We start from the raw sequence: 21,741 nt of genomic DNA on the forward strand, positions 1-21,741 counted from the left end.
ACCCCACGGGCACCAGAGCCGAGACAACGCCCAGGCGCACCCCGCGGACCCGCATGGCGGTTCGACCAACTGGCATGCCTGCCCCGGTACGGACGAGGGCAGGTGCGGCCCCGCCGGGACCGCACCTGCCCTGTCGACTCGTACCGTGCCGCTGACCAGGCTCAGCGACGTACCGTCCGACGTCGGCGGCTCAGGTAGAGGAAGGCCATACCGGCGATCAGCAACGCCACGCCGACCCCGATGAAGGCGATGGTGTTCGTACCGGTGAGTGCCAGACCGCCGCCACCGCCGGACGCCGCCTTCTCGGCGTTGTCCTGTGCGGGCGGTGGGGCCTGGGCGGCGTTCGCCCCGCCGGCCGGCGACTCCTCGGCCGCCGACTCGGTGGCCGGAGTGGTGGGCTTGGCCGCGCCGGCTGCCGGCTTCTGCGGGGCCGGCTTCTGTCCGGCCGGTCCCTGCCCGTTGCCCGGCTGCTCGTCCTGGCCCGGCTCCTGCTCGGGGGAGTCGTCGCCGGGCTGCCCGGCCGGTGGCTGCTGACCACCGGGGTTTCCGGCGGGCGGCTCCTCGTCGCCAGGCTGGTCGGCGGGCGGCTCCTCGTTGCCGGGGTCGTCGGCCGGAGGCTGCTCCCCGCCAGGGTTGCCGCCGGCCGGCTGCTCGCCGCCGGGGTCGTCGGCCGGCGGCTGCTCCCCGCCGGGCTCCTCCGCCGGCGGCTCCTCGTTACCGGGCTCCTCAGCGGGCGGCGGCTCCTCGTTACCGGGCTCCTCGGCCGGCGGCTCCTCGGCGGGCGGCCGCACCAGAATGCGTACCGAGTCGAGCGCGGGGATCTGGTTGGCGCGCACCATCATCGGAATCCGGTGTGAACCGTCACCGGCCCACGACGAGCACTGGGCGAGGCCGGCGGTGGGCAGCCCCGGCACCTCGATGATCACCGAGTCCGGATCGTCGCTGCCCTTGCCGTCCTCCGTCGCGACGAAGAACGCCGGCACCGGAGCCGGGTCGACCGCCTCGCTGGTGCTGGTGAGCATCCGGCACGCGGTGTGGAAGTGACCCCGGACCAGACCCTCCTCGGTGAGCAGCGAGGATTCCAGGTAGTAGCCACCCCGGCCGGCCGGCAGGAACCGGTCCCGGACGAGGTTGCGGGTGCTCACCACGAGCCGGAACGGCTCTCCCGCCCGTACCGTCCGGGGCGCCTGGGTGATCAGCAGGGTCGGGTTCTGCTCTGCGCTGCCCACCTCGCCGAAGGCGGTCGCCACGCAGCGGCCACCGTCCTGGAAGCCGGTGTGCGCGGGCAGGTCGCTCGCCTCGCAGTCGTCGCCCAGGGCGTTCAGGCCGCCGCCCGGGCTGGCCCCGCCAGGGGTACCCGAAGGCGTGGCCGGGGCGGTCGACGTCGGACACTTCTCGGCGGACGCCGGCGGCGACGCCTCGGCGGTCGCGTCGTTCCCGCCCGCGCCGGGACTCTCGGACGCGCCGGCAGACGGCGGCGGCGAACCGGGCTCGCAGCCGGGGGCCGCTTGCTGGGTCTCCGCGTTGGAGATCTGTGTGACACCGACCAGGCCACCGAACACGGCGAGAGCGGCGGCCACGGCGAGGAGGCGGCGGCGCTGGCCCGAACCGGTGGAGGCGCGACCGCGGTGCGACCGTCGCATATGTATGAAACCTCCTGAAACTATGCGCTGCGGCTCGGACCGGTGGGGGTTCCGGCTGCCGTGCAGGACGACCGCCTTTGATCGCTGGCGACCCGACAACGCCCGGAGGTCGAGGCCGGTGCCGCGTGGGCCGTCTCTACGCCGCACGCACACCGTAGGGACCGCTCCGTCGCCCGGCCAAACCCAGCAGGCGGAAATGCGGGTTTCTTGAACCAGAGATAATGGAAACTTATGGTCCCGCCGCCTCGACCGAGCCGACCGGCAGGGTGACGGGGCGCGGGCGGTCGACGGTCAGGTACCGCCATCCGGTCGGCCGGGCCCGTCCGGCCTGGTCTCGCCGCCGGAGGCGAGTTCGGCTACGGTGATCAAATAGTGTTCTCGACCCGTCGCCGTATCCTGATCGCCGTGCCGGCCGCGCTGCTCGCCCTCGGTGCGGGGCTGTTCGCCGTGCTCCGGTTCACCGAGGACCGGCCCGCCGAGCCGGCCGCCACCGCCCGGGTCGTCCAACCCGGAGCGCCGGGCCAGACCGGCCGTGCCCTCTCGCCGGCCGAGCAGTCCAAGTTGCCACCGCCGCCGGCACACACCGAGGCCGACGTCCAGTTCATGCAGCGGATGATCGCGCATCACGCGCAGGCACTGGAGATGACCGCCCTGGTCCCCGACCGCGCCGAGAGCCCCGAGGTGTCGCTGCTCGCCGGCCGAATCCAGACCTCGCAGCGGGACGAGACCGCGCAGATGGAGCGGTGGCTGACCGAACGTGGCGCGCAGGTCCCCGGCCCGCACACCCACCACGCCGGGCACGACGCGCTGATGCCGGGCATGCTCACCCCCGAGCAGATGAGCCAGTTGCGGCAGGCCCGGGGCCGGGAGTTCGACCGGCTCTTCCTCGACTTCATGATCCGCCACCACAACGGGGCGCTGACGATGGTGCAGCAGCTCTACGCGGCCGGCGGTGGGCTGGAGCCGGCGACCGACCGCTTCGCCCGCGAGGTCAACGCCGACCAGGCGATCGAGATCAGGAGCCTTCGGGAACTGCTGGCCAAGCTGCCCGGCTGAGGCCACCGGCGGCGACGCCCGGCCGGCCCGGTGCCGACCAGGCGGTCCGGCACGGGTACCCGGGAGGACCACCGCCGGCCTCGTAGCCCCAGCACCGCCCTCGAGACGTGCCGAGGGCGTGCCCGGCCGGAACTCCGACCGGACACGCCCTGTCAGCGGTGCCTACCGTGGATCAGTCAAGACTGGCGCACTGGCCGGCGACCGGCCCCTTGACCGTGTTGGCCGCACCGAGGTTGATCGGCGCCGGAGAGTTGCCGGTGCAGCTCAGCGGACCGCGTACGGTGCTGTCCGCGACGATCGGCTCGACCGTCCCGGTACGGTTCGAGGTCAGTACCACCGGCCCGGAGATCTCCGTCCGCACGATGGCGGCGCTGCCCTTCGTACCGGTGATGCTCACCGGCCCGCGCACCGTGCTCCCGTAGAGGTGCACGGCGGCCGCGTTCGCCGCCGACACCGGACCGGAGATCGACGAGTCGAGCGCGAGCAGCGAGGCACCCGGGCGGACCGTGACCGGGCCGGAGACGGTCGCCCCGGTCAGGCAGGTGACGCCGGTGACCGTCAGCGGTCCGTTGTGCCGCTTGCTGATGGTCGAGGTGCAGGTCCGGGCCAACTGGTCGAAACGGGCCCGGGCCACCGCGAAGCTCGGCGTCCAGGTGGTCCTGGTCTGGTGCTGCGCGTTGAACTCCGGCAGCCGCACCTCGCGGGCAGCGGAGATCTCCGCGGCGCTCAGGTCCCTGCTGGGCTTGAGGCCGAAGACGTCGAAGCCGCGGGCGATCTCGCTGCCGTAGACCTGACCGTTGTACCAGTACGCCGACCAGAAACCGCCGAGCATGATGCTGGTGGGGCTGATCGGCCCCCGGTCGAAGTACCCGATCTCGCGCGGGTTGGCCGAGTCGGTGAAGTCGAGCAGCGAGATGCCGCCCTGGTACCACGCCTGGGCCAGGATGTCCCGCCCCGGCACCGGGATCAGCGAGCCGTTGTGCGCGACGCAGTTCTCCTGGAGCGTCTGCGGCACCGGCAGCTTGTAGTAGCTGGCGAACCGCATCTTCCCGTCCACGATGTCGAAGATCGCGTTGGCGCCCCACTGCGGCTGGTCGGTCGTCCGGCACCGGGCACCGGTACCGCCGCCCCACTCGTCGGTGAAGACGACCTTCTTGCCGTCGTTGCTGAGCGTCGCGGAGTGCCAGTACGCGAAGTTCGGGTCGGAGACCTCGTCGATCCGTACCGGGTTGACCGGGTCGGAGATGTCGATCAGGATGCCGTTGCCCTCACAGGCGCCCGCCGCCAGGCCGAGTTCCGGATAGGCGGTGATGTCGTGGCAGGCGTCGGTGACCGGCGACGGGCTCCAGCCGCTGCCCGACGGGTGGGTCGGGGCCGGCGGGGTGTTCTGCAACCCGTCGACCGCACCGGTCTGCGGGTTCGCGAAGAGCCGGGGACCGCTGACGATCGCGGCCTGCTCGGGGGCGGCCACCGGGACCTTGATGACGTCGATCCGCCAGCGTGCCGGGTTGTCGCCGGCCGCCGGGGTGTTGTTGCAGCCGGCCATCGTGCTCTCCGGACGGACGCCGGCGGTGCCGGAAACGTACACGTAGACGTTCGCGCTGTCGTCCGGGTCGGTCACCAGGGTGTGCGTGTGCGAGCCGCGACAGGTCTGCACCGCCGCGACCTGCACCGGGTTCGTCACGTCACTGATGTCGAAGACGCGTACGCCCTGGAAGCGGGTGCCGGCCGCCGGGTCCGTACCGCAGTCGAGCCGGCCCCGGGTCTCCTCGACCGACATGAAGAGCAGATCGCCGTGGACGCTGAGGTCGCCCTGTCCACCCGGACACACCACGCTGGTGACCAGCGCCGGGTTGGCCGGCCGGGAGATGTCGTAGATGTTGAAGCCGTTGAAGTTGCCGATGAACGCGTGGTCGCCGCCGAAGGCGAGATCCGATCCGGCGTAGCCGAAGTCACCCGGGTTGGCCGGGTTGACGAAGCCGGCCGGCTTGTCGAGGTGGGCCAGCAGTTCGAGGTTGCTGCTCGCGCTCTGCGCGTCCAGCCATCCCGCGCCGAGGCCGATCCGTGGGTCCGGCGCGGGTTCCTGGCCCGACGCCGATCCCGGCAGCAGGGAGACGAGGAGTACGGCTGCCGCCGCCACGCCGACGATCCGGCGTCTCCTGCCTGGTGTGCGATCCGACCGATAGGTCATGCGTATGTCCTCCGTGCACGATGCCCCAGGTGGTGGCGACGTGCGTCGGGGCGCGTGCACGCCGCGGTAGTAAGGACCGTACCGCGTTTGACCCCGAAAAGATCATGTAAATATTTGCGAGTGACGCGAAAACCGTCGACAACCAGGGCCGACCGGCCGGTCGGGCCGACCCGATCCGCCGACCCACCGTCCCGCCCCCGGCAACGGTCGGAGACCGGCGACCGCCCGCCGCCGCCCGCGCCGTCCGCAGTGGAGCGGTGCGCGGCCGGTGATCCTGGCCGTACCCGCGCTATTCGACGGCCGGGTCGCCGGCCGCCCCGGCCACCCCGTCGAGGTGGCCGGGGCCCGTCCGGGACCGGGGAATCTGGTCCAGCAGGAACGTCTCGAGCCGGTCCCAGGCGGACTGCAGGAACTCCGCCGGATCCTCGGCGGTCAGCATGTCGCGCCCGGCCACGAAGGCGCTGCGGGTGAAGTACTCGCCGTTGGCGAGGTAGCTCAGCTTGAGTACGGTGTGCCGGCCGTGGGACTGGAGCGTCGGGATCAGCACCGGCCCCGGGAACGGCGTCCGGCAGTGCGGACAGAGTTGGCAGGGTGCGCCGTCGCGCCGCCCGTCCAGGGGTACGCCGTGCCGGTCGCAGTGCCGGCACAGCCGCTGCCACGCCTGGCTCGGGGCACCGCCGAGTCGGGCCGGCCCGATGGCCCGGGGCGGCGGGGACGCCCCGCCCCGGCCGGGAAAGGCGGCCTGCCACGGCCCGGTGTACGGCGTGGCGCGGCGGGGGTCGCTCAGTTCCCGTTCCAGCCGTCGCCAGATCTCCCGGATCCGTCCGACCAACTGCTCGGGCGGCGGCCCCGATCGGATCTCGACCGGGTCGTCGAGGTCGCGGCCCACGTACCGGTGCCCGTCGTCCAGCCGCAGGTGCCAGCTGTCGGGCCGGCTGACCCGCTCGAAGATCTGCGCCCGGTACGGGCCCTCGTACCAGGTCTCGGTGCGCGGGCCGGCCAGGTCCTCGTCGTCACCGGCGGTGACCAGGTCGGGGCGCCACCGCATCGGCGTGGCCAGGTGGCCGGTCTCCCGGGTGTCGGTGTCGTCGCCGACGTGGCTGGGTCGGCAGTCGTCCGAGCAGTACGCCGAGCCGTCGGCGGGTGCGGCGCCGCAGGGACAGAGACCGGACGTGGCCCGGTCGATCCGGTCGAGCAGGTTGGCCATGAGATCGCCGCCTCGGTGCGGGTGGACGCGCTCGGCGTACCGCCGGTCGCGGGACTCAACGCATCCAAGAATATCGCTATCGGTGCTGACCCACGCGGTCGTTCCGGCACGCCCGGTCGACCGGTCCGGCCGCCGGCCCGCCCCTCGGAGCAGCCGGCTGGCCGACCGGGCGTGCCGGCGCTATCCCGCGCGGTCCTGCGGGTACCAGCGCAACTCGACGGTGTTGCCGTCGGGGTCGGAGACGTAGATCGAGGTTGCCTCCCCGCGCGCCCCGAACCGGCCGACCGGACCCTCCAGGACGGTGAAGACGTCCGACGCGATCACCTCGGCCCAGTCCAGCGGCTCCACGACCAGGCAGATGTGGTCGACGTTCGACTCACCCCGTCGGCCCTGCACCAGATCGATGATCGTCTCGGGGGTGACCCGGGCGGAGGGGAACGGCACCCTGCCGGCCCGCCACTCGTCCACCCGGACCGGTGCCAGGCCGAGGGTCCCGCAGTAGAAATCCAGGGCCCGTTCCACGTCCTGCACGGTGAGTACGAGATGGTCGAACGCCTTCACCCGCACCGTCGTCACCTCGTCTCCAACTCGCCGGCCCGGCGCAGCCAGCCGGTGAAGAGCGCCGGGTCGATCTCGTCGACCGAGTGCAGTTTCACCGCTGCCATCTGGCGGGCGCCCGGGACGAGTCGCCCGGACGGGTCGGCCAGCTCCTGTCCCCGCCACACCCCGAACGTCAGGTACGACCGGTACGCCTTGACCAGGCAGACCGGCCGCTGCCCCGGCCGGTCGCCCAGGCTCCAGGTCGGGTGGCCGTGCCACATCCCGGCGGTCGCCTCCGGCAGTGCCGCGTCGACGATCGGCCGGAGCTTCTCGCCGGTCTCCCGCAGCGGCGCGTCGAGGCCGCGCAGGTAGTCGGTGATCTCGGTGGTGCCCATGTTCCTCCTGTCGGACCACACCGGTTCGCGCTGCCCCGGCGTGCTGGCCGGATATCCGGCCCGGTTGGTGACGCCTCTTACGATCCGCCGTGCGACGACCGGCACCAAGCCGCGATCGGGCTACGATCGTTGAGTCAGATTCAACGATGGGCGCCGACGTGCTGGAACGACACGAGATCGAGACCTTTCTGACCCTCGCCGAGGAGCTGCACTTCGGCCGTACCGCCGAGCGGCTCCGGGTCACCACCGGGCGGATCAGCCACGTGGTGAAGAAGCTCGAACGCCGGATCGGCGCGCCGCTGTTCGAGCGCACCAGTCGGGTCGTCCGGCTGACCCCGATCGGGCGGCAGCTGGCCGCCGACCTCACCCCGCTGGTCGCCGGGATCGACGACGCCGTACGCCGGGCCGTCGACGCCGGCCGCAGCGTCAGCGGGCGGCTCCGGGTGGCGTTCCTGGGTGAGGGGACGGCGCCGCTGCTGCTCAGGGCGGTCAACCTCTTCGCCGAGCGCCATCCCGAGTGCGAGGTCGAGGTGCACGAGGCGCAGCTCGCGAACACCCGGTCGAGCCTGCTGGACGGCTCGGTGGACGTGCTGATCGCCTCGTACCCGTTCGACGGCATGGTGAACGGGCCGGCGCTGCTGCGCGAGGGGCGGGTCCTCGCGGTCGCCGCCGACCATCCGCTGGCCGGCGCGACGTCGGTCTCCCTGGAGGTCCTCGCCGACCATCCGGTGGTGCAGTATCCGGCGGTCACCTCCGCCCAGTTCAAGCGCGACCGCACCCCCGAGCAGACCCCGTCGGGCCGGCCGGTGCCGAGGGGGCCGGTCGGGAAGAGCTTCTCCGAGATGCTCTCGCTGGTCGCGCTCGGCCGGGGCGTCCTGCCGGTCGGCGAGCACAGCCGGCGCTACTATCCCCGCCCCGACCTCGCGTACGTGCCGATCTCCGACGCGCCACCCATCGAACGCGGCCCGATCTGGCTGGCCACCAACACCACCGCCCGGGTCCGGGAGTTCGTCCGGGCCGCCGTCGACGCCAACCGGTCACCCTCCGGCTGACGGTGCCGCTCACGGGGTCAGCAGCAGCACCCGGTCCGGCGCACCGGGCAGGGCCGCGACGACCCCGGCGGCGTTGACCAGACGGTAGCCCTCGCCGTCGACCGCCTCGATCCGCCACCGCCCGGCCGGGCCGGCGCCGTCGCGGGGACCGAGCCCGAGGCGTACCCCGCCGTCCCGGCCGATGGTCGCGGCCAGCGGCCGGTCCGCGCCCCGGTTGACGATCCGGAAGTAGCCTTCCCCGGCGGGCACGAAGCGCCAGAGCTGGCAGCCGCCGGCCCGGGGCCGGTCCGCCACCACCGGGCCGGGCCGCCAGGCACACCCGGGTACGCCCCAGACGCGCTGCCCGGCCGCGTCCGCGATCAGCACCTCGCCGGCCGGTTCGAGGCGGAACTGCTGGCAGGGGTTGTCCAGCCAGGTCCAGACCCGCACCGGGGTACCGACACCGCCGCAGCCGGCCGCCTCCAGCACCCGCCCGGCCAGCCGGCTCTCGATCCGCGACCAGCCGTCGGTGGTCGGCAGCAGCCGGAACCGCTGGCAGTCGTTGTCGAGCCAACCCCAGAGGGCGACCCGGGCACCGTCGGCGTTCACGCAGCCGGCGATCTCGGCGACCTTGTTGCTCGACCGGTGCAGCAGGCTCACCTGTCCGTCGCCGCGGTACTCCGGTCGCCACTGCTGGCAGGTACCGGCGGACGGCTCGACGATCCGGACGTCGGCGCCCTCGTACCCACAGTCCGGTACGCCCACCGCGGCGCCGCTGGCCCGGTTGACCAGGTGGAACCAGGCGCTGCCGTGGCCGACCCGGATGCTGCCGGACCGCGGGTCGCCGAGCCGGGGCCACCCGTCGGCCCAGCTCACCGGGCGCACCGAGAGCTTCGGCGCTCCGGCGTCCGTGGTGTCGTAGTAGTGGTGGGCGAACCAGTCGCCACCCGGGCCGGCGAAGACGTCCCCGCCGCCGGTGCCCCGGAACTCGTTGTAGCCGCGCAGCAGGTCGGTGCCGCCACCGGCGAGCAGCGGCACCCCGTCCCGGTCCAGGTAGGGGCCGGTGAGCTGGCGGGAGCGGCCGACCACGGTGCGGTAGTCGGCGTTGACGCCCCGGCAGCAGAAGTCGAGGCTGGCGAAGAGGTAGTAGTAGCCGCCCCGGCGGACGATCGCCGGACCCTCGATCGAGGCGCCGCCCCGGGAGGCGATGTGGTGCAGTGTCCCGTCGGCCGGCATGCCGGTGCTCCGGTCGAGCCGGCGGATCCGCAGGCCGTCCCAGAACGAGCCGAACGACAGCCAGGGCTGGCCGTCGGCGTCGAAGACCACGTCCGGATCGATCGCGTTGAAGGTGTCGGTGCCGGACGAGCGCATCACCATGCCGTGGTCGACCCAGCCGTACGCCGGGCTGGCCGGGTCGAGCGTCCGGCTGGTGGCCAGCCCGATGACCGAGTTGTTGGTGCCGAACGACGAGGCGGCGTAGTAGAGGTGGTAGGCGCCGTCGAAGTAGCTGAGGTCGGGGGCCCAGAAGTCGGCCGGGGTCACGCCCAGCTCCGCGACGACCCAGGCCGGCGGGGTGCCGAAGACGGTGCCGAGTTCGGTCCAGTGCAGCAGGTCGGCCGAGCGCTTGATCGGCAGGTAGCTGCGGGTGGCGGCGTCGCCGGTGATGACGCTGTAGTAGTACCGGCCCTGCTTGAGCACGGTCGGGTCGTGCGCGATCGGGTCGGCCGCGATCCGGCCGGCCGGGGCGGGTGCCGGAGCCGGCGCGTCCGGTCGTACGGCGCCGGCCTGCGCGGTCGCGCCGCCGAGCGGTACAGCGAGCGCGGCGACCAGCCCGACCACCGCCGTACGGGCCAGCCGTCCGGAGCCGCCCTGCCGCCCGCGCGCCCGTCCGGGCCGGTGCCGTGCCGTGACCGCGCGAAGCATGCCCGCTCCCTCCGCCAGACCGCCGTCCGCAGTGGACGGACCCGGCTGAGCACGACGGTGGCACGACGGGCGGTCCCGACGCCATCGTCCTGGCGTCCATAACCGGCCCTGCGGCTGCGCGGAGCCGGCGGGATGGCGCCCGTCCTGGGCCCTGACTCCCCGGCTACCGCTTCCGGTCCGGGTGGCGGTCGACGAAGGCCATCCAGGGATCGGCCTCCGGCGTGTCGTCCCCGCCCCTGGTCAACGGTCCGGATCCGCCCGGTGCGGGTGCCGGTGCGGGTGCCGGTGCCGGTGCCGGTGCCGGTGCCGCCGGAGGCTCGCCGAGCCGGCCGCGCCGCGCCGCCGGTGCCGGAGAGGCCGCGCCGGAATCGGGAGGGGCCGGAGCCGTGCCCGGAGTGGGCGTGGCCGCGGTGGGAGCCGCCGGCCCCGCCCCCGCCTCGGCGCCGCGCCGGGCGGCGAGCAGGGCCGCCAGCGCGGTGGTGATCGGTACGGCGGCGATCAACCCGATGGTGCCGACCGCGCTGCGTACCAGCTCCTGGGCGATCAGTTGACTGGTCAGCAGCTCGCCGACCGGGGTGGCGGTGTCGGCGGCGAAGAGCAGCATCAGCGGCAGGGAGGCGCCGGCGTACGCCAGCACGATCGTGTTGATCACGGATGCGATGTGTGCCCGGCCGATCCGGGTGGCGGCCGAGTAGAGCCGCCGGAACCCGTAGCCGGGGTTGGCCAGGGCGAGTTCGCTGACCGTGGCCGACTGGGTGACGGTGACGTCGTCGAGCACCCCGAGGGAGCCGATCACGATGCCGGCGAGCAGCAGGCCGCGCATGTTGACCTCACCCTGGGTGATGGAGAGGTAGTTGGAGGTCTCGTCGGCGATCCCGGAGAGGTGGGCGGCGGCGGTGGCGATCGCGGAGAGCGCCGCGGTGATGGTCAGGCTGACCAGGGTGCCGGCCACCGCGACCGTGGTGGTCATGCTGAACCCGTGCGTCAGGTACAGCACGGTGAGCATGATCGCGGCGGCGCCGACGATGGCGACCAGCACCGGTGAACGCCCGTCGAGGATGGCCGGCACGATGAACATCAGCAGCACCGCGAAGGTGACGGCGAGCCCGGCCAGGGCGCTCAGGCCGCGCCAGCGGCCGAAGGCGAGGACGGCGAGCGCGAAGACCGCGCCGAGCAGCCACAGCTGGGTGGAGCGCTGGTGGTCGATGATCGAGTACTGCCGATCCGGGCTCTCCTCCAGGTAGAGCAGCGCCACCTCGTCCCCGGCGGCCACCCGGATCGCGCCGGGCCCGGACGGTACCTCGGTGCTGACCCGCTGGCCGGCGCCGACCCCCTCGGTCAGGTCGACCGTGACCGTGCCGCAGTCGGTCGGCGCGCCGGCCGGCAGCTCCTCCCCGCCCGCCGGCGCGGGACACGGGGCCGACTCGACGGCGACGACCGTGCCGAGTACCCGGATCGGCCCGTCGGCCGGACCGGGCGTCGGAGTGTCCCGGGGCCAGAGCAGCGCCATCGACACCAGGGTGAGGACCGCCACCGGGATCAGCAGGGCCAGACTCAGCCGGCGCGCGGCCCGGCTGGTCGGCCGGCCGGGGCCGGGCAGGTGGCTGTGGGCGTGTTCGGAACTCATCGGCTCGACTGCTGGCCTTCCTCGTCGGGACGGTCGGCGGGGGCTCCGCCCGAGCATCGCAGCCGGAGGCACCCGACGGGCCAGCATGACACGCCGCCGACCGGCCGGACGAGGTACCGGCGCGGTCAGCGGATGAGGACATCGGTCAGCCGGTCGGCGGTCTCCTGGTTCAGCGGCCCGTGCCCGAGCAGGAAGCGATACCAGAACAGCCCGTACGCCTGGTCGACCAGGAGTTCGAGGTCCAGCTCCGGGCCGAGTTCGTCGCGCTCGCGGCCCCGCCGGACGATGGCGTGCAGCGCGTCCCGGCGGGTCTGGGTGAACTGCCGGAACAGCTCGGCGGTGCCCGGGTCGCGGGCCGCCTCGGCGGCCAGGGTACGCAGCACCGCCGCCGTCGCCGGCTCGCCCGCCCGGCGGAACGTGTGCGCCAGGTAGGTGCAGAGATCCTCCCGGAGCGATCCGGTGTCCGGGACCGGCACCAGCGAGTCGCTCCAGTCGGTCAGCGCCTCCAGCAGGACCCCGCCCTTCGACTGCCACCATCGGTAGATCGTCTGCTTGCCGACCCCGGCCTCGTGGGCGATGAGGTCGACGGTCAGCCCGCCGTCGCGCGGGGTGGTGAGCAGCCGGAGCGCCGCGTCGAGGATCGCCTGCCGGGCCTCCTCGTTGCGGCGCCGACCGGTGTGTGCCCGGCGGTGGCCGTCCGGGGAGCCGCTGGTCGTCACCGCACCAGCATATGATTTGTCGGAACTGTCAGTTTCGGTAATGCCGTTCGGCATTGTCCCGGTAGCGCCGTCCGGCGTGCCGTCGGCGGTGCCGTCCGGCGAGGCCGGGCCGGGCGGGGTCAGCTCCGCCGGGGCCCGGGGCCGAGGAAGTCGGCGAGCACCTCCCGCCACCGGTCCGGGCTCTCCAGGTGCAGGTCGTGCCCGGCCTCGGCAATCTCCACCGCGCTGACCGCCCGGTGCCGGGCCATCCGGTCGTACTCGTGCCGGTCCAGCCAGCCGCGACCACCGCGTACCACCAGCGTCGGGCGGTCGAGTCGGGCGAACTCGTCCCAGCGCGGCCCGACGGCGGCGGCGACCGTCGCGACCATGACGTCCCGGTCGAAGGCCGGGTACCACCCGTCGCCCCGGTGCCGCAGACCGCTCGCCCAGGCGTCCCCGACCGGGCCGCCGCCGAGGTACCGGGCGGCGGTGGCCCGGTCCGGGAACGGCGTCGGCCAGCCGTCCAGCCAGCGCCCGATTTGCTCCGGGGTGCCGGCATCCGGTCCCTGCGGACCCGCCTCCACCAGCACCAGCCGGGTCACCAGGTCGGGATGGCGCGCGGCGACGAGGAACGCGGTGTGCCCACCCAACGACTGACCGATCAGCACGGCCGGGCCGGTGACCGTCAGTGCCGCCGCGACGTCCGCGACGTGGGCGTCCCGGGAGACGTCGGCGGGGCGCCGCGCACTTTCGCCGTGGCCGCGCGGGTCGAGGGCGTGCACGTGGTGCGTCGCGCCGAGCCAGGCGGCGGTGGCGGACCACTCCCCGGCGTGACCGCAGAGACCGGGCAGGAGCAGCACCGGCGTGCCGCCGCCGCCGAGGTCGTGCAGCGCCAGCCGGGTGCCGTCCGGGGCGTACAGGTCGGGCATCGCCCCGGACGGTAGCAGGCGATCCGGGCGCCCACGATCGAGTACTTCTCCGATCTGTGCCACCTCGGTAGGTTTCGACCACCGTGGCCGGTGGGGAGAGACTGTGGACATGGGCGAGATAAAGGTGGGCACCTCCTCCTGGGCGGACCGGTCACTGCTCGCGTCCGGCTGGTACCCCCGCTCGGCCAACACCCCGGCCGGGCGACTGGCCTACTACGCCGAGCGGTTCGGTCTGGTCGAAGTGGACACCACCTACTACGCCGTACCGGCGCCGGAGACGACCTCGGCCTGGGCGGACCGTACGCCGCCGGACTTCACCTTCAACGTGAAGGCGTTCGGCCTCTTCACCGGGCACGGGGCGGAGCTGGCGGCGCTGCCCCGGGACCTGCGGCCGGACGGCCGGGACACCGGTCGGGTACGCCGCCGCGACCTGCCGTCGTCGACCTACGACGAGCTGTGGCAGCGGTTCCGGCAGGCCGTCGAGCCGATCGCCGGAGCCGGCAAGCTCGGCGTACTGCTCTTCCAGTTTCCGCCCTGGCTGGCGCACGGCGAGAACGCGAAGCGGCGGATCCTCGACGCCGTCGAGCGCTGCCGGCCCTGGCGGGTCGCGGTCGAGCTGCGCAACGCGTCCTGGTTCGACGGCGACAACGCCCCGGACACCGTCGGCTTCCTCGCCCGGCACGACATCAGCATGGTCAGCGTCGACATGCCGCAGGGTCACGAGTCCTCGGTCCCGCCGCTGCTGCTCGCCACCGCCGAGCCGGCGGTGATGCGCTTCCACGGACGCAGTCCGGAGTGGACCACCGGAAGCAAGGAGGACCGGTTCCGGTACGCCTACGGCGACGACGAACTCGCCGACTGGGCGGACCGGCTGCGCGACCTCGCCGCCGAGACCGACGAACTGCACGTCCTGCTGAACAACTGCTGCGCGGGGCAGGCACAGCGGGACGCGGCCAGGCTCGCCGCCCTGCTCGGCCCGGAGGCGGACTGGCCCGGCCGGTACGACCGGCGCCGCGCCGCCCTGCGGGTGGTGCGATAGCGGCGGGCGCGCGGGGCCGGAGTCAACCGGCCAGGTCGGCGGGGTCGGTGTTCGCCCCGCAGAGCAGGACGGCCAACCGCTCCCCGGCGGCCGGCCGGTACGCCCCGCAGACGAGCGCGGCCATCGCGGCGGCGGTGCCGTGCTCGACGGCGATCCGGTAGTGGCTCCAGAGCAGCCGCCGCGCCTGCACGACCTGCGCGTCGGTGACCAGCAGGCTGCGTACCCCGGCCCGGACCGCCACCTCGTAGGCGATCGAGCCGACCCGGCGGGCGCCGAGCGCGTCGGCGGCCACCCCGGCGACCGGTACGTCGACCGGCCCGCCCGCCGCCAGCGCGGCGTGCAGCGCCGAGGTGCCCTCCGGCTCGACCGCCACCACCCCGGCCCGACCGTCCAGTGCGGCGGCCACCCCGGCCATCAGCCCGCCGCCGCCGACCGCCACCAGCACGGTGTCCAACTCGCCCGCCTGCTCCAGCAGTTCCAGCGCCAGGGTGCCCTGGCCGGCACAGATCTCCGGCTGGTCGTAGGCGTGGCAAAACAGTGCCCCGGTGTCGGCGGCCCGCTTGACCGCGGCGTCGTACGCCTCGGCGTACTCGGCACCGTGCCGCACCACGGTGGCGCCGAGCTGGCGGAGCTTGCCGACCTTGACGGCGGGGGCGGCGGTCGGCACGTACACCTCGGCCGGCACGCCGAGGGACCTCGCCGCGTACGCGACGGCGGCGCCCGCGTTGCCGCCGGAGGCCGCGACCACCCCGGCGGCCGGCAGTTCGCCGCGCTCGGCGGCGGCCAGCACCCGGTTGAACGCGCCCCGCGCCTTGAACGAACCCGAGTGTTGCAGGAACTCCAGCTTCAGCCAGAGCGCTCCGGCCGGTCCGGCGAGGTCGGGTTCGACCCGGGCCACCGGGGTCGTCCGGACGTGTCCGGCGATCCGGGCCGCCGCCTCCTGCACATCGGTACGGGTGATCACGGTCGTCGCCCCTTCCACCTGGTACGCCGTACGGTATCCCCGGCCGCCGGAGGAGACGGCTAGGGTGTGGGCCAAGCCACCCGGTCCGCCCCCGGACCCGTCCCCGGAGGTGTCGCGATCATCGACGGCAGCATCATCCGGCAGCTCGCCGGCCGGGTCTGGATCTCGCCGGGCGACCCGGACCCGGGCAACGTCCAGGCCGCGGTGACGGTCGTCGCCGACGAGCGGGGCAGCGTCGTCGTCGACGCCGGGCACAGCCCCGGGCACGCCCGGGAGGTCCAGGCGGCGATGCGGGCCGCCGGGCTGCCCCCGGCCAGGTGGCTGGTCTACACCCACCACCACTGGGACCACGTCTGGGGTGCCTGCGCCTGGCCCGGCGTCGAAATCGTCGGGCAGGTCACCGGGGCGGAACTGCTCCGGCAGGAGGCGGCCCGGCCGTGGAGCCACCGCTACCTGCGCGAGCAGGTACGCGCCAACCCGCGACTCGGCCCCAGCTTCCGGGCCCGGGCGCTGGCCATGGAGGACTGGGTCGACTTCACGATTCTGCCGCCGACCCGCACCTTCGACGACGAGCTGACCCTGCCGACCGGGGTACGGCTGCGGCACGTCGGCGGCGCGCACGCTCCCGACTCGACGGTGGTGTACGTCCCGGACGCCCGGGTCGTGCTGCTCGGCGACTGCTTCTATCCGCCACCGGCGCACCTGCGCGGTCCCGACGACGGCCCCGACCTGGCGATGCTGCGCGACCTGCTCGACGACGACCACGAGTGGTACGTCGACAGCCACGGCGAGCCGACCACCCTGGCCGAGGCCCGGCGGCTGGTCCCGGGCTGAACCCCGGCCCCGCCCGGCGGCAATGTGCAGACCGGGGACCGCGATCGGATCCGCCGGGCAACCTTTCCCGACCCGGCCACGTGGTAGGACCGTGACGGACCGAGCAGGGCCGCTGTCGGCGGCCGACACCTCATTCGTGGCCTTCGTGGAGTCGGCCTGGCAACGCCACCTACGGCTGGCGCTGCTGCTGACCGGCGACCGCTGGCAGGCCGAGGAGCTGTTGCAGGACAGCCTGGTCAGGATGTACGAACGCTGGCGCAAGCTGTCCCGGCACGACGACCTGCACGCGTACCTGAGACGGGTGCTGACGAACAACCACACCTCGCTGTGGCGGCGGCGCCGGCGGGAGAACCTCGTCGCGGACGTACCCGACCGGCCGGCGCCGGCCGGTCCGGAGGCCGACGCCGACGAACTCCGCCGGGCGCTGCGGGCGTTGCCGCCGAGACAGCGGGCGGTGGTGGTGCTGCGGCACTACGAGGACCTGTCCGAGCGGCAGGTCGCCCAGGTGCTCGGCTGCTCGGTCGGCACGGTCAAGAGTCAGTACTCGCGGGCCATGGCCAAACTGCGGAGCCTGGTACGCGAGCCGGTTCTCGAACGGAACAGGTGATCTGGATGAACTCTCTCGACTCGCGACTGGCGAGCGGACTACGCGATCTGGTCGACGGCGAGCCGCTGTCGGCCGCCCCGACCGAGCAGATCCTCCAACGTGGCGTGCGGGCCAGGCGGCGCCGCACGGCCGCGATCGTCGGTGCCTCCTGTGCGGTACTGGCGGTCGGGGTGGTCGCGGGGACCGCACTGACCCAGCCGGCGGTACCGGACCGGCCGGCCCTCGTCGCCGAGGCACCGACGCCCCGGCTGGAACTGGTGGCGGCGATCACCGCCAGCGAGAACGTCAGCTACCGGGTGAAGGCGACGGTCACCTACAACAAGTCGCACGGCAAGGCCCGCACGCCGGACCTGTCGTACACCTCGGAGGGGGCGTTCGACCCGGCGACGACCACGGGATACTCGCGGTTCGACGGGGTCGAACGGCAGCGGCTGATCGACGGGGTGCTCTACACGCACACCATGGGCGGGCAGTTCGTCCGGGAGCCGGGCCGGACCGACCGGCTGGCGTTCGACCCGCACGTACTGGACGGCGCGCTGAGCGGCTCGGCGGACCGGGAACGGCTCTTCGAGGTACTGCGCCAGACCGACGCGAAGATCACCAAGAAGAGTGACCGGGCGTACCACTTCGAGGCGACCACGAAGTCGGACCCCGGCTCCGGGCCGGCGACCGTCCGGCTCGTCGGCGACGTGACGGTCGACGCCGACGGCCGGGTCCGGACGCTGCGCTACGAGTGGCGGATGACCGGGCGGACCACGGCGGAGCCGCCGACCGAGTTCGCCCGCGAGGTGCGGGTGAACATGGAGTTCTCCGGCTACGGGGCCCCGGTGACGGTCGAGCCGCCGGCCGACGTGGTCGCCGGGTAGTCCAGCCCGGTCCGGCTGGCCGGGGACGACTCCTTCGGGCGGTCGGCCCCGGCCAGCGCGCGTACTCCGAGGTAGAGGAAGGGCAGCAGCAGGAGCAGGTCGGCCACGTGCGCGATCGTCGCCTCCCGGGTGATCCGGCTGAGCGGGAACGCCAGCGCGCCCAGGCAGACCAGTACGCCGACCGGTACCGGTGCCGCGCGCAGCTTCAGCAGCGCCACGCCCAGGGCGAACAGGGCGAGCGGGAAGAGCGGACCGGCGATCCAGTAGAGCGAGAAGGCGGCGAACGGGTGCTGGTCGAGCAGTTCGATCGTGCTGGCGTGCGAGGCGTCGAAGAGTCCCTCGTGGATGCTCTGCACCCCGAACGCCACCCCGCCGACGGCGGCGAAGACGGTCAACGGGATCGCCACCGCCACGTAGCGGGGTGCGGCGGCGCGGAGCCGGTCGTAGAGGCCGATCAGGCCGACGAGCCAGCAGGCGCAGGCGAGCGCGGCGAGCGTACCGCCGGTGATGCCCTGCGAGTCGGGCTCCCAGAAGAAGCCGGAGGCGAAGTTCAGCAACGGTCCCAGCAGAAGAAACATGTCCGGAACGCTACGAACGGCCGGCCGCCGCCGGATCCGCCCGACGGTGCCGCCGGCTACCGCGGTCGTCGTATGCCGGCGAGCCCGCCGCGGTAGGCGAAGACCACGAGTTGGGCCCGGTCCCGGGCGCCGAGCTTGCTCATCGCCCGGTTCGCGTGCGTCTTGGCGGTGGCCGTACTCATCCCGAGCCGGGTACCCACCTCCGCGTTGGAGAGCCCGTCCGCGACCAGCGCCACCACCTCGCGTTCCCGGGCGGTCAGCGTGTGCAGGCCGGGTACCTCCGGACCGTCGGCGTAGGCGGCGATCAGCCGGCGGGTCACCTCGGGGGCCAGCAGCGCGTCGCCGGCCGCCACCACCCGGACCGCCCGGCGCAGCTCGTCCGGCTCCAGGTTCTTCAGCAGGAAGCCGCTCGCCCCGGCGTGCAGCGCCGCGTAGACGTACTCGTCGAGTTCGAAGGTGGTCAGCACGACGACCCTGACGCCGGGCAGCCGGTCGTCGGCGAGGATCCGCCGGGTCGCGGTCAGCCCGTCGGTGCCCGGCATCCGGATGTCCATCAGCACGACGTCCGGCCGGTGTGCCCGGGTCAGCGCGATCGCCTCGTCGCCGTCGGTGGCCTCGGCGACCACCTCGATCTCGGGTGCCCGCTCCAGCAGCACCCGGAAGCCCGCCCGGACCAGCGTCTGGTCGTCGGCGAGCAGGACCCGGATCGTCATCCCGGCAGCCACCCCCGTACCTGGAAACCACCGCCGTTGTCGGCCGGACCGGTACGCAGCCAGCCGCCCAGCCCGGCGGCCCGTTCCGCCATCCCGCGCAGCCCGTTGCCGGGCGGTCCGGCCGACCCCCGGCCGTCGTCGGAGACGGTGAGGTCGAGCCCGTCGCGGCGGTAGCCGAGCCGTACCTCGATCCGGTCGGCGTCGGCGTGCCGGACCGCGTTCGCCACCGCCTCCTGCACGATCCGGTATGCGGTCGCCTCCACCGCCCGGGGCAGCGGGCGCGGCGTACCGTCCTGCCGGATCACCGCGCCGGTCGTCTCGGCCAGGGTGTGCAGCCGGTCCAGGTTGGGTGCCGGCGGTTCCGGCCCGGCCGCGCGGGTGCCGTCCCGGAGTACCCCGACCGCCGCCCGCAGCTCGGTCAGCGCCTCCCGGGCGGCCCGACGGACCGCCTCCAACGCCGCCCGCGCCTGCACCGGGTCGTCGTCGAGCACGTCGGCGGCCACCCCGGCCTGCACGCCGACGACCGCCAGGGTGTGCGCGGTGATGTCGTGCAGCTCGCGGGCGATCCGGATCCGCTCCTCGACCACCCGCCGTTGCGCCGTGCGGTCCCGTTCGGCGGCGAGCAGGCCGAGTCGGATCCGTCGGCTCCGTACCGTCTCGCCGAGCAGCAGCACCGCCACGAACACCACGGTCGAGCCGTCCAGCGTGGCGTCCAGCGGCCCCACTCCGGCCACCATGATCCGGCCCTGCGCGTCCAGCAGCACGAAGAGTCCGGCCAGCGTCAGGCCGAGCCGGCGGCGTGGGGCGACCGCCACCGAGTAGAGCGCGACCCAGATCGGGGCGGCCGGTGCGCCGCCGGGATAGCGCGAGACGTGGTAGAGCAGGAACAGCCCGCCGACCACCGCCAGCACCGCGGCCGGCCAGCGCCGTCGGGCGAGCAGGGCCGCCGCCATCGCCGCGCCGAGGCCGTACGCCCAGAGGTCCGGCGCCCGGTCGCCCGGCTGCACCGCCACGACCGCGATCCGGTACGCGGTGACGGCACCGGCCGCCGCCGCGATCCCGACGTCGACCGCCCAGCGCCGCCCCCGGCCACCGCCGAACGCCACTGCGGCCACGGCTGCGTCCCTCACCCGGCCGACCACGGCTGCACCCTCACCCGGCCACTCTACGAAGCCGGGCACCCGGACACGTACCACGAACGCGGTAGCCGCGGTGGCCGGACCACGCCACCGGGCGGAGCTGCCTCGGCGGGTTCGCGCTTGACCCTCGACCTCGTCGAGCCGGCAGCATCGGCGGCGGCACACCGGCCGACACAGGGGAGTGGACGAACGATGGGGCAGGGCACCGACGGGACGATGGCGACCATCATCGAGGCGGTCGAGTGGGGGCGGGCCGGGCGTACCGAGGCGGCCCGGGAGCGGTTGACCGAGCTGTGGGGGCGGATCGGCCCGACCGGTGACCCGTTCCACCGCTGCACCCTCGCGCACTACCTGGCCGACCTGCAGGACGACCCGGCCGAGGAACTCCGTTGGGACCTGCGGGCGTTGGAGGCCGCCGACTCGCTGACCGACGACCGGGTCCAGCAACACCACGCCGCTCTCCAGGTCGCCGCGTTCCGGCCGTCGTTGCAGCTCAACCTCGCCGAGGACTACCGCAAGCTGGGTCGGCCGGACCGGGCCCGGGAACACCTGGCCCTGGCCCGGGAGAGTCTGCCGGCGCTCGGCGACGACCCGTACGGCCAGATGATCAAGGATGGCGTCGAACGGCTCGGGGCGGAGTTGGGCACCGCCGACCAGACGGCCGCTCCCTGAACGGGCCGGGAGACCCGGAGACGACGAATGGGCCAGCCCCGGGAAGGGGGCTGGCCCATTCGGTCGTGCGTTATGCGGAGTATCCGCGTTCGGCGGCCCAGTTGGCGAGGGTGATGGTGCTCATCCAGTACTCGCTCTGGTTCGGGTTCGCCGGGTCGGCGATCTTCACCTTCCGGCCGTGGTCGTCGTACCCCACGACCGTCAGGTAGTGCCCACCCTCGTACGAGTGCGGCACACCGTCGACGTCGGTGGCGGTGCCCTTGATGTTCATCACCACCGGACGCTTGGCGTCGATCGCGTTGACGATGTCGACCTGGAGCCGGTCCATCTGCTCCGGCTTGGCGGTGCTGTCCGGGATCGCCACCGTCTGGTAGTCCCTACCACCGGCGGAGTTGAGCACCCGGGTGGTGTCCTCGGCCGAGTTCGTACCCGCCTCGGTCGTACCCAGCCGCTTGGCCACCTCGTCCTGCGACGGGGTGTGCCCCTGCGCCGACAGCGCGATCCGGGTCGCCGCGGGCGCGCAGTAGTAGAAGTTCTCCTGCGCCTTGTACTGGTAGTCCAGCATCTTCGACGGCGCCCGCTTGTCGATCTGCTTGATGTCCGCGGTCACCGACGCGGCGGTCGGCGACCCCGTCGTCGGGGTGTCCATCGCGATCACCGGGCCGGCGAACGCGCCACCGACAACGGCGAGTCCGGCGATACCCAGCGCGGTCTTACGCATCGGAGTCTCGGTGATGGCCGGTAGCCATCGGCTGACGAAAGTCATGATGGTCGCCTTCCATTCCGGGGGAACGACAACACCACACCAGCGGCGTGTCGAAAGGAAAGAAACCCGAAGAAACTCGGGGAAAGACACCTCACCGGCACGGGCGGGCGGCCTGTCATGCTCGGACCGCTCCCGCTACCGGGGTGCCAGGGGGATGTAACCGCGGCCGACGCCCCGTCATTCCCGGGGCCAGCCACCCACCCGCAGACCCGGGGGGGACCGCTGCTGCGGACGTACGCCAGGTATAACCACCACCCCCGACCCGGTGTTCCGCGATCCGCCCCCACCGCCCACCCGATCATGACCAAAAACCGGACACCCGG

Annotated in this window: 21 protein-coding genes; 7 read left to right on the forward strand and 14 right to left on the reverse strand. The window is 73.5% G+C overall.

The features are described 5' to 3' along the window. Positions 1-161: 161 nt before the first annotated feature. Positions 162-1,643: an LPXTG cell wall anchor domain-containing protein gene (locus V1634_RS29805; RefSeq protein ID WP_331211055.1), complete on the reverse strand. Its 1,482-nt coding sequence runs from the start codon at positions 1,641-1,643 to the stop codon at positions 162-164. Between the two features lie 372 nt (positions 1,644-2,015). Between V1634_RS29805 and V1634_RS29810 the strand changes: the two genes are divergently transcribed. After that, positions 2,016-2,699, forward strand: a complete 684-nt coding sequence (locus V1634_RS29810) for a DUF305 domain-containing protein (protein ID WP_331211056.1) — start codon at positions 2,016-2,018, stop codon at positions 2,697-2,699. 172 nt (positions 2,700-2,871) lie between these two features. On the opposite strand, the gene V1634_RS29815 is transcribed toward V1634_RS29810, so the two are convergent. The 4 genes from V1634_RS29815 to V1634_RS29830 all read right to left on the reverse strand — a co-directional run bounded on the left by V1634_RS29815 (position 2,872) and on the right by V1634_RS29830 (position 7,032). Further along, positions 2,872-4,890, reverse strand: coding sequence for an LVIVD repeat-containing protein (locus V1634_RS29815; RefSeq protein WP_331211057.1), 2,019 nt, complete (start codon positions 4,888-4,890; stop codon positions 2,872-2,874). A gap of 289 nt (positions 4,891-5,179) precedes the next feature. Beyond that, positions 5,180-6,097 (reverse strand): hypothetical protein, encoded by a 918-nt coding sequence (locus tag V1634_RS29820; protein ID WP_331211058.1) that lies wholly within the window; start codon positions 6,095-6,097, stop codon positions 5,180-5,182. A gap of 180 nt (positions 6,098-6,277) precedes the next feature. Beyond that, positions 6,278-6,673, reverse strand: a complete 396-nt coding sequence (locus tag V1634_RS29825; RefSeq protein ID WP_331211059.1) for a VOC family protein — start codon at positions 6,671-6,673, stop codon at positions 6,278-6,280. Then, positions 6,670-7,032: a DUF1801 domain-containing protein gene (locus V1634_RS29830; RefSeq protein ID WP_331211060.1), complete on the reverse strand. Its 363-nt coding sequence runs from the start codon at positions 7,030-7,032 to the stop codon at positions 6,670-6,672. The genes V1634_RS29825 and V1634_RS29830 overlap by 4 nt, the downstream gene beginning before the upstream one ends. 158 nt (positions 7,033-7,190) lie before the next feature. On the opposite strand from V1634_RS29830, the gene V1634_RS29835 reads away from it, so the two are divergent. Further along, on the forward strand, positions 7,191-8,084 hold the full coding sequence (locus tag V1634_RS29835; protein ID WP_331211078.1) for a LysR family transcriptional regulator: 894 nt from the start codon (positions 7,191-7,193) through the stop codon (positions 8,082-8,084). A 9-nt stretch (positions 8,085-8,093) separates the two neighbouring features. Here the strand turns inward: V1634_RS29835 and V1634_RS29840 are convergent, their stop codons facing one another. The 4 genes from V1634_RS29840 to V1634_RS29855 all read right to left on the reverse strand — a co-directional run bounded on the left by V1634_RS29840 (position 8,094) and on the right by V1634_RS29855 (position 13,240). Continuing rightward, the gene (locus tag V1634_RS29840) at positions 8,094-9,986 is read right to left on the reverse strand and encodes a family 43 glycosylhydrolase (protein ID WP_331211061.1); all 1,893 of its coding nucleotides are present in this window, start codon (positions 9,984-9,986) and stop codon (positions 8,094-8,096) included. A 163-nt stretch (positions 9,987-10,149) separates the two neighbouring features. Beyond that, complete coding sequence (locus V1634_RS29845) at positions 10,150-11,613, reverse strand: YibE/F family protein (RefSeq protein WP_331211062.1); 1,464 nt, start codon at positions 11,611-11,613, stop codon at positions 10,150-10,152. 125 nt (positions 11,614-11,738) lie between these two features. Continuing rightward, the gene (locus V1634_RS29850) at positions 11,739-12,332 is read right to left on the reverse strand and encodes a TetR/AcrR family transcriptional regulator (protein ID WP_331211063.1); all 594 of its coding nucleotides are present in this window, start codon (positions 12,330-12,332) and stop codon (positions 11,739-11,741) included. A gap of 119 nt (positions 12,333-12,451) precedes the next feature. After that, complete coding sequence (locus V1634_RS29855; protein ID WP_331211064.1) at positions 12,452-13,240, reverse strand: alpha/beta fold hydrolase; 789 nt, start codon at positions 13,238-13,240, stop codon at positions 12,452-12,454. 109 nt (positions 13,241-13,349) lie between these two features. Between V1634_RS29855 and V1634_RS29860 the strand changes: the two genes are divergently transcribed. Continuing rightward, the gene (locus V1634_RS29860) at positions 13,350-14,279 is read left to right on the forward strand and encodes a DUF72 domain-containing protein (protein ID WP_331211065.1); all 930 of its coding nucleotides are present in this window, start codon (positions 13,350-13,352) and stop codon (positions 14,277-14,279) included. 22 nt (positions 14,280-14,301) lie between these two features. On the opposite strand, the gene V1634_RS29865 is transcribed toward V1634_RS29860, so the two are convergent. Beyond that, positions 14,302-15,318 carry a threonine/serine dehydratase gene (locus V1634_RS29865; protein ID WP_331211066.1) on the reverse strand — a complete coding sequence of 339 codons (1,017 nt, stop codon included), beginning with the start codon at positions 15,316-15,318 and terminating at the stop codon, positions 14,302-14,304. Here V1634_RS29865 and V1634_RS29870 point away from each other — a divergent pair. The 3 genes from V1634_RS29870 to V1634_RS29880 all read left to right on the forward strand — a co-directional run bounded on the left by V1634_RS29870 (position 15,310) and on the right by V1634_RS29880 (position 17,550). Beyond that, the gene (locus V1634_RS29870) at positions 15,310-16,077 is read left to right on the forward strand and encodes an MBL fold metallo-hydrolase (protein WP_331211067.1); all 768 of its coding nucleotides are present in this window, start codon (positions 15,310-15,312) and stop codon (positions 16,075-16,077) included. The two genes, V1634_RS29865 and V1634_RS29870, sit on opposite strands and share 9 nt — an antisense overlap. Before the next feature lie 91 nt (positions 16,078-16,168). Further along, positions 16,169-16,684, forward strand: coding sequence for a SigE family RNA polymerase sigma factor (locus V1634_RS29875; protein WP_331211068.1), 516 nt, complete (start codon positions 16,169-16,171; stop codon positions 16,682-16,684). Positions 16,685-16,689: 5 nt separating this feature from the next. Continuing rightward, entirely contained in the window at positions 16,690-17,550 is an 861-nt protein-coding gene (locus V1634_RS29880) for a hypothetical protein (protein ID WP_331211069.1), read from the forward strand. Here the strand turns inward: V1634_RS29880 and V1634_RS29885 are convergent. Genes V1634_RS29885 through V1634_RS29895 form a run of 3 tightly spaced genes read right to left on the reverse strand, consistent with a single transcriptional unit; the run spans position 17,499 to position 19,971 of the window. Further along, positions 17,499-18,128, reverse strand: coding sequence for a hypothetical protein (locus tag V1634_RS29885; RefSeq protein WP_331211070.1), 630 nt, complete (start codon positions 18,126-18,128; stop codon positions 17,499-17,501). The genes V1634_RS29880 and V1634_RS29885 overlap by 52 nt on opposite strands. 56 nt (positions 18,129-18,184) lie before the next feature. Beyond that, on the reverse strand, positions 18,185-18,841 hold the full coding sequence (locus tag V1634_RS29890; RefSeq protein ID WP_331211071.1) for a response regulator transcription factor: 657 nt from the start codon (positions 18,839-18,841) through the stop codon (positions 18,185-18,187). Continuing rightward, complete coding sequence (locus tag V1634_RS29895) at positions 18,838-19,971, reverse strand: sensor histidine kinase (protein ID WP_331211072.1); 1,134 nt, start codon at positions 19,969-19,971, stop codon at positions 18,838-18,840. The genes V1634_RS29890 and V1634_RS29895 overlap by 4 nt, the downstream gene beginning before the upstream one ends. A gap of 201 nt (positions 19,972-20,172) precedes the next feature. On the opposite strand from V1634_RS29895, the gene V1634_RS29900 reads away from it, so the two are divergent. Further along, positions 20,173-20,652 carry a hypothetical protein gene (locus V1634_RS29900; protein ID WP_331211073.1) on the forward strand — a complete coding sequence of 160 codons (480 nt, stop codon included), beginning with the start codon at positions 20,173-20,175 and terminating at the stop codon, positions 20,650-20,652. A gap of 70 nt (positions 20,653-20,722) precedes the next feature. On the opposite strand, the gene V1634_RS29905 is transcribed toward V1634_RS29900, so the two are convergent. Then, complete coding sequence (locus V1634_RS29905; RefSeq protein ID WP_331210267.1) at positions 20,723-21,418, reverse strand: C39 family peptidase; 696 nt, start codon at positions 21,416-21,418, stop codon at positions 20,723-20,725. Positions 21,419-21,741 lie beyond the last annotated feature (323 nt).

Source organism: Plantactinospora veratri (assembly GCF_036421995.1).
Classification (GTDB): Bacteria; Actinomycetota; Actinomycetes; order Mycobacteriales; family Micromonosporaceae; genus Plantactinospora; species Plantactinospora veratri.